This is a genomic window from Cupriavidus sp. WS (assembly GCF_000395345.1).
In the GTDB taxonomy this organism is placed as follows: domain Bacteria; phylum Pseudomonadota; class Gammaproteobacteria; order Burkholderiales; family Burkholderiaceae; genus Cupriavidus; species Cupriavidus basilensis_B.
The window spans coordinates 1-15969 of record NZ_AQPL01000227.1; the positions used below are offsets into that span (position 1 = coordinate 1).

Below are 15969 nucleotides of genomic sequence, written 5' to 3' on the forward strand. Positions count from 1 at the left end.
CCGGCCTCGCGCCGCGCGCGGCGGCGCCGTTCGCCGCCGTGCTGGCACTGGCCGCGCTGGCCGCCTGCGGCGGCGGCGGTGACGGCGGCGCGCCGGCCGCCGCCGCGCCCGCCGACACCGCCGCGTACGCGCCGCTGTTCGCGCCCGGCACGCCGGTCAACGAGCAGATCCAGTACCGCGAGGCGGACGGCACGCTGGTCACGCTGATGGGCTCGCGCCCGACCGAGCGCCACGCGCGCGAGCGCGGCGAGGCCTGGGACGCGCCCGACGCCGGCCCGGGCCGCTACCTCACCTTCCCCACCTTCTATTTCCAGAACCGCACCTTCGGCCTGGAGATCCGCGACGGCGTGCCCGCCGGCCGCCAGCGCATCGAGATCTACCTGCACGTCAACCAGGGCGTCTTCGACGGCACCACCTTCAGCCTGTTCCGCAACGTGCTCGACCCGACCGTGCGCGACTACGGCTGGGCGCTCAACTACGGCTTCAACAACCCGAAGGAAGGCGGCCAGCCCATCTGCCGCGAGGGCCAGCCGCGCGAAGACTGCATGATCGTGGTGGACTCCAACTGGCGCACCGACCCGCACAGCGCGCTGAAGATCGGCGACCCGATCGAGCTGGCGCCGGCGCCGCGGCTCAAGCGCGACCCGGTGGTGGATGGCGGCGGCAGCCGCTACTACTCGTTCGAGCAGCTCTACGTGGTCGGCGTGGGCATGCGGCCGTGGTACGGCATCGCGCCCAATCTCGACTCCGCGCCGCTGCCGGCCGAGACGCTGCTCGGCGGCGACGCCAGCATCTCGTACAACTACTCCGAGGAGCCGATGCGGGTGTTCCAGCAGATGGCCAACAATATCGGCATCGTCAACACCCAACGCTTCGTCGAGGGACGCCGGCTGTTCCACACCTCGTTCGCCGACGGCAAGCACTCCGAGCACGACGCCGACAACCCGGTGTTTGCCGAGCACATCGGCCAGCTCGGCCCGCGCTACAACCAGCCGCGCTGCATCGAGTGCCACACGCAGAACGGCCGCAGCCTGGCGCCGGCCATCGGCGCGCGGCTGGACACCATGTCGATGCTCGTCGCCGCCGGCGGCAAGGCCGACCCGACCTACGGCCTGAACGTGCAGCAGCACGCGCAGGACCCGGGCGCGCCCGACTACGGCGTCAGCGTGGCATCCTACGAGACCACCGCGCGCACCCTGTCCGGCGGCGAGACGGTGGCGCTGGTCAAGCCGTCCTATGCGTTCAAGGGGCCGGTGCCGGCGCAGTTCTCGGCGCGCCAGGCGCCGCAGGTCATCGGCATGGGGCTGCTCGAGGCGGTGGCGGAGCCCACCATCCTGGCGCTGGCCGACCCGGACGACAGGAACGGCGACGGCGTGCGCGGCATCCCCAACTGGGTCGCCGATCCCGAGACCGGCAAGACCCATCTCGGCCGCTTCGGCTGGAAGGCGACCAAGGCCAGCATACGGCAGCAGGTCGGCGACGCGCTGATCAAGGACATGGGCGTGACCTCGCCGGTGTTCCCCTCGCGCGGCTGCCAGCGCGAGGCCGCCGACTGCCGCGCCGCCGCGGCCACCTCGGTCTCCGAGACCGACCTGCAGCGCCTCACGCACTACCTCTCGCTGATCGGCGTGCCGGCCCAGCGCAGCCTGCGCAGCGGCTTCCCGGACGGCGTGCGGGTGTCGCCCGAGCACGACGTCGACCCGCCGCAGATCGCGCGCGGCGGCACGCTGTTCGTGCAGGCGCGCTGCGTGGCCTGCCACGCGCCGACGCTGAAGACCGGCAACACGCACCCGTTCGCCGAGCTGCGCGACCAGACCATCCACCCGTACAGCGACCTGCTGCTGCACGACATGGGCCCGGGCCTGGCCGACACCCTGAGCGAAGGCCGCGCCACGCCGAACCTGTGGCGCACCGCGCCGCTGTGGGGCGTGGGCTCGCTGCGCTTCGTCCAGGGCGGCGAGCAGAACGTGCGGCTGCTGCACGACGGCCGCGCCCGCACGCTGACCGAGGCGATCCTGTGGCACGGCGGCGAGGCGGACGACAGCCGCGCCCGCTTCGAGGCGCTGCCGAAGGAAGACCGCGCCGCGGTAGTCGCCTTCCTGCAGTCGCTGTAGCGGCCTGGCCGCGCTCAGGCGCCGGCGCGGCGGTCCCGCCCGGCCGGCTGCGGCGCGCGGCCGCCCTCGCGCAAGGCGGTCTTCTCGCCCGCCCGCCGGCGCAGGATCTTCTCCACGTTGCGGATGGCGAAGATGTGCAGGAACGACGTGATGTGCGCGTCCACCGCCAGCTCGGCGCGCTCATGTTCGTAGAGCTGCTCGACGTCATCCACCGGCATGTGGGCTTTCGCTGCCAGCAAGGCGACGAGGCCCTTCTGGTCGGGTTGTCTGAGTTTGTGAACGGACATCATCGCTCTCCGGCGGTCCAGCGGGAATGAAGCAAGTGACGGGAACCGGCGCCATGCGCGGACCCGTATCCATGTACAGCATATGACCGGCGCGCCAGCGCCGGCGGAAAGATTCGCGCCGGCCTTTGACTTGTCTCAAGCATTGGTGCCGGTCCTTTCCGTTTGTCGCAAAACGGTCATTTCCGCTGCCCAGACTCTGCCGCATCGACAATCGAGCCAGAGGCCCGCATGCAAAAATCCGATGCCGTCGCCGCTATGGGAAAGAGCACGCTGCTGCTCCCCGCGTGGATCCACGCCGCGCTTGCCGCGAATGACCGCCTCAAACTGTACCTGACGGTCCTGCAGGCCGCCGCCGCCCACGCGGAGCAGCCCGCCACCGAGCCGCCGGACTTCGGCCGGGAAGCGGCGGCGGCCGGCATCGAGGGCCGCTGGCTGCGCGAGCTGCCGGCGGCCGCGTCGCGGGTCGAAGGCGCGCTCCTGATGCCCGGGCTGCAGCGCCTGGCGCGGCACCTGGCGGAGGACCTCGGCGTGATGGCGCGGCCGCTGCTCGAAGTGCCCGACACCGGCGACGACCTGCGCGAACGGGTCAAGCACTGGAGCGGCTGGCTCGGCACGCTCGGCGCGCCCGCGGCGGAGCAGCCGGGCGGCGAGACGCTGCGCAACGGCCAACTGCGCGCGCTGACCAGCGGCAAGCGCGCGGACAAGCACAGGCATGACGGCGCGCCCGGCGAGGACGACGACAGCCTGCACCTGCTGGTGATGGATCTGCACAAGCAGCTCAACCACCTCGCCGGCACCTTGTCCGGCGAGGTGGTCGACGGTGCCCACGTGTGGCAACTGCTGCCGGCGGACCGCGCGCGGGTGACGGCGTTCATGCGCGGCCTGAACCGCACCGCGCCGCTGAAGTTCGACCATCCCGGGCTCGACACGGCCGCCACGCGCGACGGCGCGCGGCTGCTGCTGCAGAACGACATCGGCACCAACGACGCCCACGTGCTGGTGCTGCAGGTCGAGGGCACCACGATCACGCTGCACTACTCGGACCTGCACCGCGCCCGCTTCGCCTTCTTCCAGGCGCTGCTGGCCCCGTTCGGCGCGCAGTGGACCGAGACGCAGTCGAAGGTCGATGCCGCGCTCAACGAAGGGCGGGCCTACACCTTCGGCACCGCGCGCTTCGAATGCGCGGGCACGGCGGCGCTCGACGATGCGCTCGAAGGCATCGGCTCGCGCATCGTGTTCCTGATCGACTGGAACCGCGCGCGCAAGCGCCTGCTGCCCTTCGTCGGCAAGGCGGAGGCGATCGACATCCTGCGCGAGGTGGCGCGCTGCGACGCCGGCCACATGGCGTGGCTCAAGGCCGGCGGCGAACAGATCGTGTTCGCCGCCATGCAGGCCGCGGGCGAAGATGCGTTCCGCATCGGCGACCGCCTCGACGCCGTGCTCGGCCCGCCCGACGCCCGCGCCTTCCTGGTCGAGGTGCTGTGCCAGGCCAGCCGGGCGCTGCTGGCCGGCCAGCCGCTGGCGCTGGTCGCCGACGAAACCCGCATGCTGCTGGCCCGGCGCATGCGCCAGCACGGCAGCGAGTTCGACCTCATCGAAGAACACGCGGCCTATTGCCAGGCGCTGGCGCAGGCCGTCAGCGACGGGCTGGCGCACGACGTGGTCGCGCCGTCCGGCAAGGCGGAGCGCGATGCCGCCGGCGAGGCCGGTAAGTCCGCCCATAACCTGGCGGCGCGCGCCAAGGTGTGGGAGCGCCAGGCCGACCACCTCGTGATGCGCGCGCGGGACCACGCCCGGCGCCAGCGCCGCTGGCAGCCCGCGGCGCGCCTGCTGGAACTGTCCGACGACATCGCCGATGCGCTCGAGGAAGCCGCGTTCCTGATGAGCCTGATCGCCGAGGACCACCACCAGGGCTGGAACGCCGACATCCGCCACCTGCTCGGCAAGCTGGCGCAGACCGTGCTCTCGGCGACGCAGGAACACGTCAAGGCGCTGGCCATCGCGCGGCAACTGGGCGCCGGCAGCGATGCCGCCGACGGCGACGCCTTCCTCGCCGCGTCATGGAACGTGCTGCGCGCCGAACGCGAGTGCGACGAGCTGCTGCGTGCCGCCCGCCGCGCGATCCTGGCCGCGATCCGCGACGCCGGCGCGCTGATGCTGGCCAACGACCTGGCCATCGCGCTGGAACTGGCGTCCGACCGCCTGCTGGTGGCCGGCTATGCGCTGCGCGACGTGGCCTTCGGCCAGGCCGGAGCCCAGGGATGAGCCCGGACATGAACGCAGACATGAACGCACCCGACCTCGCCGCGGCTCCGGACTGGCCCGACGCCCTCTACCTGATCGGCTGCGCCGCGCCGGTCGGCACCGCCCGCCTTGCGCATCCGGCGCACGAGCCCTCCGCGCGGACGATGGGCTTCAAGGCCTTCAACCTGCTGCGCATGGCCGCGCTGGGACTGCCGGTGCCGCCCGCGTTCGCGCTCGGCACGGTCTATTGCGCAAGCGCCGCCACCAGCCCGGCGGCCACCGCGCCCGCGCTCTGGCGGCCCGGGCTGCAGGCCCTGGAACACGCCACCGGCCTGCGCTTCGGCGACGCCAGGCTGCCCCTGCTGCTGTCGGTGCGCTCGGGCGCGCCGGTGTCGATGCCGGGCATGATGGAGACGCTGCTCAACATCGGCCTGTGCGACGCCACGCTGCCCGGCTTCGTGCGCCAGACCGGCAACCCGCGCCTGGCGTGGGACACCTACCGCCGGCTCGTGGCAAGCTACGGCGAAGTGGTGGCCGGCGTGCCGGCGGCGGTGTTCGATGCCGAGAGCGCGGCGCTGGCCGGCACGCGCGACGAGCGCGACCTCGACTTCGCCGAACTGCGCATGCTCACGCGCCGCTACCTGGAAGCCTACGCGCGCGCCGCGGGCACGCCGTTTCCGCAAGACCCGCAGGCCCAGCTGAGCGGCGCGATCGGCGCGGTGTTCGCCAGCTGGCGCTCGCCCAAGGCATGCGAATACCGCCGCCAGCGCGACATCCCCGACACCATCGGCACCGCGGTGACGGTGCAGACGATGGTGTACGGCAATGCCGGCGGGCGCTCGGGCTCGGGCGTCGGCTTCACGCGCGACCCGGTCAGCGGCGAGCCGGCGCTGTGGATCGACTTCCTGTTCAACGCCCAGGGCGAGGACGTGGTCTCGGGGCGGCGCAACGCCTACGGCCACGACGAGCTGGCCGCCGTGATGCCGGCGGTGTGGCAGGACCTGGCCGACGTTGCCGCCACGCTTGAGCGCGCGTTCGGCGACATGCAGGACTTCGAGTTCACGGTGCAGGACGGGCGCCTGTACCTGCTGCAGACCCGCAACGGCAAATGCTCCGCGCAGGCCCTGGCGCGCATCGCGCTCGACCTGTGCGACGCCGGCATCATCCCGGCCGCGGTGGCGCGCGAACGCACCGCCGCGCTGAAGCCGGAGGAACTGGTGGCCACGCATACCGTGTCGCCGGACGGCACGCCGCCGACGCCGCTGGCGCAGGCGGCCAGCGCGGCCAACGGCATCGCCGTCGGCGCGATCGCCTTCGACGAAGCGGCGGCGCGCGCGCGCCAGGCGGCCGGCACGCCGGTGGTGCTGGTGCGGCGCGACGCCGAGACCAGCGACATCGCCGCGCTCGAACTGGCGGCGGGCCTGCTGACCCAGCACGGCGCGCGGACCTCGCACGCCGCCGTGGTCGCGCGCCAGCTCGGCAAGGTGTGCCTGGTCGGCTGCGCCGCGCTGCAGCTCGACGAGACCGCGCGCACGCTGCGCGTCGGCGAGACCACCCTGCATGAAGGCGACCTGCTGACCCTGGACGGCAACCTCGGCCTCGTCTATGCCGGCGCGGTGCGCACCGTGACCGAGCCGCTGGCCGACCTGCAGGCCCGCCTCCGGCGGCTGCGCGGCGCCGATGGCGAGGCCACGGCAAGCATGCGGCCGGCCGCCGGGTAGAAGCGCGCCGCGCCGGGGCCGCTCAGACCACGTTGATGACGACGTCGATATTGCCGCGCGTGAGCCTGGAATACGGGCAGGTCTGGTGCGCGGTGTCGGCCAGCGCCTGCGCGACCTCGCGCTCCAGCTCCGGCAGGCTGACGTTCAGGCGCGCCTGCAGGAAATAGGCCTCGCCCGACTTGACGAGGTCGACCTCGGCGTCCACCGCGAGGTCCGCCGGCAGCGCGACCTTCATCTTGCCCGCGGCCAGTCCCAGCGCGCCGATGAAGCAGGCCGACCAGCCCGCCGCGAACAGCTGTTCCGGGTTGGTGCCGCCGCCCGCGGTGCCGGGGGACGACAACTGGATGTCGAGACGGCCGTCGCTGCTGCGCGACTTGCCGTCGCGGCCGCCGGTGGTGTGGGTCTTGCCGGTGTAGAGCACTTTCTGCGTCTGGGTCATGATGAACTCCTGGTGGTGAAATCGGGGCGGGCACGGCCGTGCCGTCCGGGGTCAACTCGCCGGCGGCGCGAGCGCCACCGGCCATGACCGCATGAGACACGGCCGGCATGTCCGCTGTGTATCGGCATCGGCCGCAAGCGTAAGGCAGTGTCAGCGGCGCGCGCGCGGATACACTGCGATACAAAGAGGGCGGCCGGCATGGCCCCCGGCGCGGCCGTCTTCCGGTATTTTCGGTGCCGTTGCCACGCCGTCTTCCGATCCACGCCGAAGGTGCTCCCGATGGAACCTCATATCGATCACATCCTGATCGTCGACGACGACCGGGAAATCCGCGAACTGGTCTCGGCCTACCTGACCAGGAACGGCCTGCGCGTGACCGTCGCGCCGGACGGGCGGCATATGCGCGCCTTCCTCGAAGCCAGTGCCGTCGACCTGATCGTGCTGGACCTGATGCTGCCCGGCGACGACGGCCTGGTCCTGTGCCGCGAGCTGCGCGCCGGCCGCCACAAGGCCACGCCGGTGCTGATGCTGACCGCGCGCAGCGACGAGACCGACCGCATCGTCGGCCTGGAGATGGGCGCCGACGACTACCTGGCCAAGCCATTCGCCGCGCGCGAGTTGCTCGCGCGCATCAAGGCGGTGCTGCGCCGCACGCGCATGCTGCCGCCCAACCTGCAGGTGACGGAAGCCGGCCGGCTGCTGCGCTTCGGCGCGTGGCAGCTTGACACCACCGGCCGCCACCTGATCGACCGCGACGGCACCGCGGTGGCGCTCAGCGGCGCCGAGTACCGCCTGCTGCGCGTGTTCGTCGACCACCCGCAGCGCGTGCTCAACCGCGACCAGCTGCTCAACCTCACGCAGGGGCGCGAGGCCGAGCTGTTCGAGCGCTCCATCGACCTGCTGGTCAGCCGGCTGCGCCAGCGCCTGGCCGACGACGCGCGCGAGCCGGCCTACATCAAGACCGTGCGCAGCGAAGGCTACGTATTCGCCATGCCGGTCGAGATCGCCGAGCCCCGCCAATGAGCGCCGCCGCCGCGCGCCTGCTGCCGCTGCCGCGCACGCTCGGCTCGCGGCTGTTCCTGATCCTGCTCGCCGGGCTGACCATCGCGTACGGGCTGGCCTTCGGCGTGGTCTTCGCCGAGCGCTACCTCACCGCCCGGGCGGTCATGCTGGGCACGCTGGAAAGCGACGTGGCGACCTCCATCGCCATCCTCGACCGCCTTCCCGCCGACGAGCGCGCGCAATGGGTGCCGCGCCTGGACCGCGGCACCTACCGCTTCGTGCTCGGCCCCGGCCTGCCCGGCGTGCCCGACCTCAGCGCGCGCGGCGCCGACATCGCCGCGCGCATCCAGGAAGCGGGCGGCCGGCGCCATCCCGTCAAGATCGAATCCATCCCCGGCGACGGCAAGCGCCTGCAGGCCCACCTGACGCTGAGCGACGGCCGCCCGCTGACCATCGACGTGCATCCCGCGCCGCTGCCGCTGGCGCAGTGGCTGCCTTACGTGCTGGCGATCCAGCTCGTCCTGCTGCTGCTGTGCTGCTGGTTCGCCGTGCGGCTGGCCATCCGCCCGCTGGCCGACCTGGCGCGCGCCGCCGACGCGCTGGACCCGGACAGGCCGGCGCCGCGCCTGAGCGAGGCGGGGCCGGCCGAGGTAGCCCACGCGGCGATGGCGTTCAACGCCATGCGCGACCGCATCGCGCACCACGTGGAGGAGCGGGTGCGGATCCTCGCGGCGATTTCCCACGACCTGCAGACGCCGATCACGCGCATGACGCTGCGCGCCGAGATGGCCGAGGATTCCGCCGGCAAGGACAAGCTCGTGCAGGACCTCGCCGAGATCCAGCGCCTGGTGCGGGAAGGCCTGGCCTATGCGCGCAGCGCCCACGGCGACGCGGAGGCCGCCGCGCGCATCGACATCGCCTCGTTCATCGAGAGCCTCGCCTACGACTACCAGGACACCGGCAAGGCCGTGACGACGGCCGGCCGCATCGACGGCGCCATCGTCACGCGCCCCCACGCGCTGCGCCGCATCCTGACCAACCTGATCGACAACGCGCTGAAGTTCGGCGGCGCCGCCGAGCTGTCGGTGCGCAGGGACGCCGGCGGCGCGGTGGTCATCGCGGTGCTGGACCGCGGCCCGGGCATCCCGGAGGACCAGCTGGAAGCGGTGATGCAGCCGTTCTTCCGACTCGAGCAGTCGCGCAGCCGCGAGACCGGCGGCACCGGGCTGGGGCTGGCCATCGCGCAGCAGCTCGCGCTGGCCATCGGCGGCACGCTCGCGCTGCGCAACCGCGACGGCGGCGGGCTGTGCGCGGAAGTCACCCTGCGCTGAACCGCCGCTCCTCAGTACTTGTCCACGTCGAGCACCGCCTGCGCGAAGGCCCGCGGGGCCTCCTGCGGCAGGTTGTGGCCGACGCCCCTGATGATGCGGTGCGTGCGCCTGCCCGAGAACATGCCGGCGTAGGCGGTGCCGTCGGTGGCCGGGGCGACGCCGTCGGAATCGCCGTCCAGCGTGATGGTCGGCACGGCGATGACGGGGCCGGCGGCGAGCCGCTTTTCCAGCGCGTCGTGCTTCGGATCGCCGGCGGCCAGGCTCAGCCGCCAGCGGTAGTTGTGGATCACGATGCTGATGTAGTCCGGGTTGTCGAAGGACGCCGCGGTGCGCTCGAAGGTGGCGTCGTCGAACTGCCACTGCGGCGAGTTGACCTTCCAGATCAGGTTGGCGAACGCCTTGCGGTTCGCCTCGTAGCCGGCCCGGCCGCGCTCGGTGGCGAAGTAGAACTGGTACCACCAGCCCCACTCCGCCTTGGGCGGCAGCGGCAGCTTGTTGCGCTCGAGGTTGTTGATCAGGTAGCCGTTCACCGACACCATCGCCTTGCAGCGCTCGGGCCAGAGCGCGGCGATGATGTTGGCGGTGCGGGCGCCCCAGTCGTAGCCGGCGAGGATGGCGGTCCTGATCCCGAGCGCGTCCATCAGCGCGACGATGTCGAGCGCCACCACCGCCTGCTGCGCGTTGCGGAAGGTCTGCGCGGACAGGAAGCGCGTGGTGCCGTGGCCGCGCAGGTGCGGCACGATCACCCGGTAGCCCGCCGCCGCCAGCATGGGCGCGACGTCGACGAAGCTGTGGATGTCGTAGGGCCAGCCGTGCAGCAGGATCACCACCGGCCCGCCGGCGGGCCCGGCCTCGGCATAGCCGACGTTGAGCTCGCCGGCATCGACCTGCCTGAGCGGGCCGAACGAGGCCAGCGCGCCCGGCGGCGGGCCGGCCTGCGCGTGCGCGAAACGGATCGCGCCGAACGGGGCGGCGGCGAGGGTCATGGCCGCGGCGCCGAACAGGCGGCGGCGCGGCTGGTTGATCTGGTCGGGCATGGTGCTCTCTCCGGGTGATGGCGGGTCATGCACAGCATGCGGGCCGCGTGTATCCCCCGTGTATCGCCGCGCGCCGGACTTGCATGCCCATGTAGCATAGGCGCGGGCGGATACATGGCGATACAAGGCCGGCGCGGCGGAAGCCGCGGGGAGTGGAGAGAGCGCGCGCGCCGGCTCAGCGCCGCGCGCGCGAGGCCGGCCCGTGCACCTTGCTCACGCCGCCCTCGCCACCGCCATGCACGGGCAGCAGCGGCGAGGTGGACGAACTGGACAAGGTGGACAAGGTCGACGAGGCGGGCGGCTGCACCACGCGCAGCGTGCGTGTGGCCGGGTCGATGTCCACCCAGGCGCCGTGCGCGATCTGTGCCGTGATGTCGACATCGAAGCCCGCCAGCAGCGTCACGTCGCCGAGCGCCGCGCCCTGGGCCAGGATGGTGTTGACCGAGTTGAGGACGATGGCCAGCGGCGCCATGTGGCGCGACTGCATCTCGTGCAGCATCCAGGCCGTCGCCACGCCGCCCTTGGCGGTGTCGAGGATCAGGATGCGGTCGAGGTACGACTGCCCGGCCAGCTTGTGCCCGGGCCGCGAGAACACCCCTTGCAGGCGGTCGAGGTCGTAGCGCGCGGAAAAGCCGTCGGCGGCGACCAGCGCCTGGCCCGCTACCGGGCGGCCCATCGCGTGGCGGGCGGTGAAGATCGTGTCGCTCATGCGAGTTCTCCGGTTTCTGCCGCGTCGACGCATTGCTCCATCGACGCCAGCATGGGTACGTAGCCGTAGCCGCCCAGGATGTTGACCATCTTGGCGCTGTTGGTGGCCAGCCGCGTCCAGCCCTTGGCCTCGCGGATCTCGCGCGCGTAGGACTGGTAGAAGCACATGCCGGACATCACCGTGCCGCCGGCGCGCTCGATGGCGGCCGTGTAGCCGAAGCGGTCGCAGTCCGGCTTGACCTGCGGGCTCGTGATCGCCAGCAGCGGGCGCTTGAACTGCCGCCCCTCGCACAGCCCCGCCAGCTGGCGCAGCTCAAACAGGCTCAGTTGCGGCGCCGAGAACACCACCACGTCGATCTCCTTTTCCACCGCGTAGCTCTGCTGCAGGCCGCGCACCTCGGCCTGGCCGATGCGGTGCGCCACCGGCAGCGCATCGCCGCCCACGTCGGACAGGCGCGCCGCCTCGGGCGTGATGCCGACCAGGTGGAACAGCGCGACCGAGCCGAAGCTGGCCATCGCCGCGCCGAAATGCTTGAGCTGGTCGGAGGTCGGCGCGGCTTCGAGGCCCTCGATGACCGGCACCTGCCAGTAGTTGCCCGCCAGCCGCCCGATCACGCCGCCCAGCGCGCCCCAGTCGTTGAGGCTCTGCGGCGTCCAGTCCACGCGCAGCCGCAGCGTGGCCCGGCGCTGCGCGTCGAGGTGAAAGCCGTAGCGCGGCGTGCGCCCGGTCAGGCCCGCCGCCAGCGCCGACGGCCCGCCCTCGAAGTTCGAGCGCGCGCCGCTGACCGAATTCGAATAGATGACCACGCCGGTGTCGCCGAACGCCACGTGCTCGCCGCGCGTGGCGGCCAGCACGGTCTGGTAGTTGATGCAGGTGTCGGTCATGCTCACGCCCAGGCGCGTGAAGGCGTCGATGGCGCGGCGCTCCAGCTCCAGCATCCACTCGGCCTGGCCGAGCAGCGAAGCCTTCTCGAAATCGGTGCCGCGCGGGTCGGTGATGGTGGGGATGCGCACGCGCCCGTCGCCGGCGTCGGCCAGCCGCTCCAGCCACATCACGCCGGCCTGCCCCAGGCTCTCGGTATCGGCCATGATGTGGGCCTGCGACACCGGCACGAAATCCTGCGCGCCAAAAAAGTCGCCTACCTTGATCTGGTGTTCGATGACAGTGCGCGCCACGGTGCCGGCCTCGCCGGCCAGCATGGCTGCCTCTTCGTCGTTGAGTCTCATGTCGTTCTCTGTCGTTCTCTCTGGTGGGGGTTCCGGATGACGGGTGGCCGGCGCCGGGGTCAGCCCGGCGGCCGCGCGCGCGTCTGCACGCCGGCCAGCGGGCCTTGCGCGGTGACGACGAACTCGTACCTGTCGGGGCGCACGTGGAAGGCCGAGATCTCGCACAGCGCGTCCTGCTCGTCGAACGAGCGGCGCAGCAGCACCAGCGCGAAGCCGCCGCGCCCCAGCGCCAGCGACGCCGCCACCGGCGCGCTGGCCTGCTCGGCGCTGATGGTGGTTTCCACGCGCGCGACGCGGTGGCCGAGGCCCTGCTCGACGATGCCGTAGATGGTGCGCTCGGCCGCGACTTGCTCGCCCAGCGCCAGCGCCGCGTCGGGCAGCCACGACGCCACCACCGCCAGCGGCTCCCCGTCGACCAGGTAGCGCCGCTCCAGGTAGGTCGACAGGCCGGGCGCGCGCGGCGCGCGCGCGCCGAACGCGGTCAGCGTGGTTTCGGGGATCACGCCCTGGCACAGCAGTTCGTCGTAGAAGCCGCGCGGCGTGTCGAGCTGATGCCGCACGCGCCCGCGCGAGACGAAGGTGCCCTTGCCCTGGCGGGTCTCGATCAGCCCTTCGTCGACCAGCTTGCGCAGCGCCTGGCGCGCGGTCACGCGGCTGATGCCGAAACGGCGCTGCAGCGCCGCCTCCGAGGGCAGCAGCGTGCCGCGCCCGGCGTCGATGCCGTCCCGCAGGATGCGGCAGACCTGCTCGTACAGCGGCGTGGCGGCGTGGCGGTCCAGCACCGCGTCGGCGCGGATCTCCAGCGTCTCAGTCAACCGTCGCTCCCGAGCTCTTCACCGCGCGCGCCCACTTGGGGACTTCGGTCTCCACCAGCGCGCGCAGCTCCGCGGCGCTGCTGCCGACCGGCTCGATGCCCAGCTCGCCCAGCTGCTTGCGCATCTCGGCGCTGCGCATGACCCGGGCGGTTTCCGCCTGCAGCTTCTGCTGCACGGCGGCCGGCAGGCCCGCCGGCGCGAACAGCGCCCACCAGGCCTCGGCCTCGTAGCCGGGCACGCCGGCCTCCGCCATCGTCGGCACGTCGGGCAGCACCGGGCTGCGGCGCGTGCCGGACACCGCCAGCGCGCGCAGCTTGCCGGCGCGGATGTTGGCCAGCGGCGACTGCACCGGGTCGAACATGGCGGGAATCTGCCCGCTCAGCAGGTCCGAGATGGCCGGCGCGCTGCCCTTGTAGGGCACGTGCAGCAGCTCGGCGTGCACCGCGTCGGCGAACAGCGCGCCCGCGAGGTGCCCCGGCGAGCCGCTGCCGGCCGAGCCGTAGGCGATCGACTTCGGCTTGCTGCGCGCCAGCGCGATGAACTCGGCCAGCGTGTGGGCGGGCACCGAGGGGTTGACCGCCAGCACCACCGGCGCCGACGCCAGCAGCGAGATCGGCGTGAAGTCGGTCGACGGCTGGTACGGCAGCTTGCGGTACAGGCTCTGGTTGATGGCGTTGGTGCCCACCGTGCCGAGCAGCAGCGTGTAGCCGTCGGCCGGCGACTTGGCGACGAGGTCGGCGCCGATGATGCCGCCGGCGCCGCCGCGGTTGTCCACCACCACCTGCTGCCCGAGCTGGTGCGACAGCGCCTGCGCCAGCGGGCGCGCCACGATGTCGGTGGGCCCGCCGGGCGGGAACGGCACCACCAGGCGGATGGCCTGCTTCGGGTAGGCCTCGGCGGCGAATGCGGGCGCGGCGAGCGGCAGGACGGAGAACAGGCTGAAGGCGGCGGCGCAGGCCGCCGCGAAAACGCGGGTGGACACGGTGATTCCTCAAGCGGGCGCCGGACAGGTCCGGGCGAAGACTTGTATTGAAACGTATTAATACGAGTTTTCTAACGAAGGCTTTCGCACATGCATATGCGAACCCTGCGGCCACAACGCGTACCGCTGCCGCGCGCCGCTGCCGCCGGACGCCGCGCCAGCCGGCAAATACGCATATGAACGAAGCTTCGTTTGCCGGCCGCGAGCGCCGGGCTAGCATCATGGCCTGTTGCCGCGCGGCGTCCGGCCTGGCCGGACGCGCCGCGGCGCCCACCGGAAACCAACTTGACTCCAGCCATCCCGACCGTGCCCGGCACCTCCGGCCGCACTTCCAGCAGCACCTCCCGCCGCACCTTCCTGCTCGGCACCGCCCGCGCCGGCGCCAGCCTGGCCGCCCTGGGCGCGCTGTCGGCATGCGCCACCACCGCCGCCACCGCCGAGCCGGTCGCCGAGACCACCTCGGGCCGCCTGCGCGGCACGCGCGCGCAAGGCGCGTTCGCGTTCCGCGGCGTGCCCTATGCCGCCACCACCGCCGGCGACAACCGCTTCCGCCCGCCGCTCGAGCGCCAGCCGTGGGCGGGCGTGCGCGACGCCCTGCAAGGCGGCGCCTCGGCCCCGCAGCCGCAGGTCGGCAGCCCGGCCGAGTTCGCCTGGTACTGGTCGGCCATCCCCGCGAGCGAGGACTGCCTGTCGCTGTCGGTATTCACGCCGGCGCTGCGCGACCACCGGCGCCGCCCCGTGCTGGTGTGGCTGCACGGCGGCGCGTTCGCCATCGGCGCCGGCACCTCGGCGGGCTTCGACGGCAGCCACCTGGCGGTGTCGCAGGACGTGGTGGTGGTGTCCGTCAACCATCGCCTCAACGTGCTGGGCGGGCTGTTCACCGGCGAGCATCCCGAACAGTTGTCCGCCGAGTCGGGCAACCTCGGCACGCTCGACCAGCTCGCCGCGCTGAAATGGATCAAGGCCAATGCCGAGTCGTTCGGCGGCGACCCGGCCAACATCACGGTGTTCGGCCAGTCGGGCGGCGCGGCCAAGGTCACGGCGCTGCTGGGCCTGCCCGCCGCGCGCGGCTACATCCAGCGCGCCATCGTGCAGAGCGGCTCGGGCGCGTGGAAGCTGGCCGGGCCCGAGGCGGCGGCGCGCGCCGCGCATGCGTTCCTGCGCGAGTTCGGCCTGAATGCCGCCAGCGCGGGCCGCCTGCGCGAGGTGCCGGTGGCGCAGCTGGTGGCCGCGTTCGCCAAGGTGTCGGGCGCCGCCGGCGGCGTCAGCGAGTTCCGCCCGACGCTGGACGGCCGGGTATTCGCCGACGATCCGTTCGACCCGGTGGCCTCGCCGCTGGCGGCGGACGTGCCGGTGCTGATCGGCAACGCCGCCGACGAAGCCACCTTCTTCCTCGCCGCCGACCCGCGCAACTTCTCGCTGGGCGCCGCCCAGGCGCGCCAGCGCATCCAGCGCTTCCTGCGGCTCGACGGCGCCGCCACCGACCGGCTGATCGAGGCCTACCGCGAGCGCGACGGCAAGGCCACGCCGAGCGAGCTGCTGATCCGCATCGCCGGCGACTACAACTACCGGCTGCCGACGCTGGCCGTGGCCGAGCGCAAGGCCGCGCAGCAAGGCGCGCCGGTCTATGCCTACGAGTTCGACTGGAAATCGCCCGCGCGCGGCGGCGCGCTGGGCTCGCCGCACACGGCGGAGGTGCCGTTCATCTTCGGCACGCTCGACGCGGCGCGGCCGCTGGTGCAGGACAGCCCCGACCAGCTCCAGGTGCGCGACCGCATGGGCGCGATCTGGGCGCAGTTCGCGCGCACCGGCCGGCCGGGCGACACGGTGTCGGGCTGGACGCCCTACGACGGCGCGGCGCGCACCACCGCGCTGCTGGGCAAGTCATGGGAGGCGCGGCGCGATCCCGCCGCGCACGCGCGCGCGGCGTTCGCGGGCATCCCGCTGTACGAGTACAGCTTCCCGGTGTCGTTCACCCGCGACTGACGCGGCTGACGCCGGCCGCTGCCGGCCGCGCGCCCGGCGCCATGCCGGCGCGCGGCGGCTTCGCGCTCAGCGGTAC

At 72.7% G+C, this 15969-nt stretch carries 13 protein-coding genes; 6 read left to right on the forward strand and 7 right to left on the reverse strand.

Going from position 1 to position 15969, the window contains the following annotated elements; genetic code table 11:
- Window positions 1-2114 (forward strand): di-heme oxidoredictase family protein (locus K206_RS0118910; protein WP_020203957.1); only part of this gene is annotated, 2114 nt, incomplete at its 5' end.
- A 14-nt stretch (window positions 2115-2128) separates the two neighbouring features.
- On the opposite strand, the gene K206_RS0118915 is transcribed toward K206_RS0118910, so the two are convergent.
- Window positions 2129-2404 carry a DUF3562 domain-containing protein gene (locus K206_RS0118915; protein ID WP_155888135.1) on the reverse strand — a complete coding sequence of 92 codons (276 nt, stop codon included), beginning with the start codon at window positions 2402-2404 and terminating at the stop codon, window positions 2129-2131.
- Between the two features lie 225 nt (window positions 2405-2629).
- On the opposite strand from K206_RS0118915, the gene K206_RS0118920 reads away from it, so the two are divergent.
- Window positions 2630-4666, forward strand: coding sequence for a hypothetical protein (locus K206_RS0118920; protein ID WP_029043812.1), 2037 nt, complete (start codon window positions 2630-2632; stop codon window positions 4664-4666).
- Window positions 4667-4686: 20 nt separating this feature from the next.
- Window positions 4687-6366 (forward strand): PEP/pyruvate-binding domain-containing protein, encoded by a 1680-nt coding sequence (locus tag K206_RS38695; RefSeq protein ID WP_020203960.1) that lies wholly within the window; start codon window positions 4687-4689, stop codon window positions 6364-6366.
- 22 nt (window positions 6367-6388) lie between these two features.
- On the opposite strand, the gene K206_RS0118930 is transcribed toward K206_RS38695, so the two are convergent.
- Entirely contained in the window at window positions 6389-6805 is a 417-nt protein-coding gene (locus tag K206_RS0118930) for an organic hydroperoxide resistance protein (RefSeq protein WP_020203961.1), read from the reverse strand.
- Between the two features lie 279 nt (window positions 6806-7084).
- On the opposite strand from K206_RS0118930, the gene K206_RS0118935 reads away from it, so the two are divergent.
- The gene (locus K206_RS0118935) at window positions 7085-7828 is read left to right on the forward strand and encodes a response regulator (RefSeq protein ID WP_020203962.1); all 744 of its coding nucleotides are present in this window, start codon (window positions 7085-7087) and stop codon (window positions 7826-7828) included.
- A complete protein-coding gene (locus K206_RS0118940) occupies window positions 7825-9138 on the forward strand; it encodes a HAMP domain-containing sensor histidine kinase (protein ID WP_020203963.1) in 1314 nt (437 codons plus the stop codon). The genes K206_RS0118935 and K206_RS0118940 overlap by 4 nt, the downstream gene beginning before the upstream one ends.
- Before the next feature lie 11 nt (window positions 9139-9149).
- Here K206_RS0118940 and K206_RS0118945 read toward each other — a convergent pair whose 3' ends face one another.
- From K206_RS0118945 to K206_RS0118965, 5 genes are all read right to left on the reverse strand, one after another.
- The gene (locus tag K206_RS0118945; protein ID WP_020203964.1) at window positions 9150-10175 is read right to left on the reverse strand and encodes an alpha/beta fold hydrolase; all 1026 of its coding nucleotides are present in this window, start codon (window positions 10173-10175) and stop codon (window positions 9150-9152) included.
- Window positions 10176-10350: 175 nt separating this feature from the next.
- Window positions 10351-10884: an aconitase X swivel domain-containing protein gene (locus K206_RS38700; RefSeq protein WP_020203965.1), complete on the reverse strand. Its 534-nt coding sequence runs from the start codon at window positions 10882-10884 to the stop codon at window positions 10351-10353.
- The gene (locus tag K206_RS0118955; protein WP_020203966.1) at window positions 10881-12110 is read right to left on the reverse strand and encodes an aconitase X catalytic domain-containing protein; all 1230 of its coding nucleotides are present in this window, start codon (window positions 12108-12110) and stop codon (window positions 10881-10883) included. Before K206_RS0118955 ends, K206_RS38700 begins: the two co-directional genes overlap by 4 nt.
- A gap of 59 nt (window positions 12111-12169) precedes the next feature.
- Window positions 12170-12925 carry a GntR family transcriptional regulator gene (locus K206_RS0118960; RefSeq protein WP_020203967.1) on the reverse strand — a complete coding sequence of 252 codons (756 nt, stop codon included), beginning with the start codon at window positions 12923-12925 and terminating at the stop codon, window positions 12170-12172.
- A complete protein-coding gene (locus tag K206_RS0118965; RefSeq protein ID WP_020203968.1) occupies window positions 12918-13907 on the reverse strand; it encodes a tripartite tricarboxylate transporter substrate binding protein in 990 nt (329 codons plus the stop codon). The genes K206_RS0118960 and K206_RS0118965 overlap by 8 nt, the downstream gene beginning before the upstream one ends.
- A 285-nt stretch (window positions 13908-14192) precedes the next feature.
- Here K206_RS0118965 and K206_RS0118970 point away from each other — a divergent pair, with 285 nt between their 5' ends.
- Complete coding sequence (locus K206_RS0118970) at window positions 14193-15893, forward strand: carboxylesterase/lipase family protein (protein WP_196812896.1); 1701 nt, start codon at window positions 14193-14195, stop codon at window positions 15891-15893.
- Window positions 15894-15969: the final 76 nt, after the last annotated feature.

Excerpts from the sequence above, each read along its gene's own strand:
- K206_RS0118945 (WP_020203964.1), bottom strand. The coding sequence starts at position 10,175 with ATGCCCGACCAGATCAACCAGCCGCGCCGCCGCCTGTTCGGCGCCGCG.
- K206_RS0118915 (WP_155888135.1), bottom strand. The coding sequence starts at position 2,404 with ATGATGTCCGTTCACAAACTCAGACAACCCGACCAGAAGGGCCTCGTC.
- K206_RS0118930 (WP_020203961.1), bottom strand. The coding sequence starts at position 6,805 with ATGACCCAGACGCAGAAAGTGCTCTACACCGGCAAGACCCACACCACC.
- K206_RS0118935 (WP_020203962.1), top strand. The coding sequence starts at position 7,085 with ATGGAACCTCATATCGATCACATCCTGATCGTCGACGACGACCGGGAA.
- K206_RS38700 (WP_020203965.1), bottom strand. The coding sequence starts at position 10,884 with ATGAGCGACACGATCTTCACCGCCCGCCACGCGATGGGCCGCCCGGTA.
- K206_RS0118920 (WP_029043812.1), top strand. The coding sequence starts at position 2,630 with ATGCAAAAATCCGATGCCGTCGCCGCTATGGGAAAGAGCACGCTGCTG.
- K206_RS38695 (WP_020203960.1), top strand. The coding sequence starts at position 4,687 with ATGAACGCACCCGACCTCGCCGCGGCTCCGGACTGGCCCGACGCCCTC.
- K206_RS0118955 (WP_020203966.1), bottom strand. The coding sequence starts at position 12,110 with ATGAGACTCAACGACGAAGAGGCAGCCATGCTGGCCGGCGAGGCCGGC.
- K206_RS0118940 (WP_020203963.1), top strand. The coding sequence starts at position 7,825 with ATGAGCGCCGCCGCCGCGCGCCTGCTGCCGCTGCCGCGCACGCTCGGC.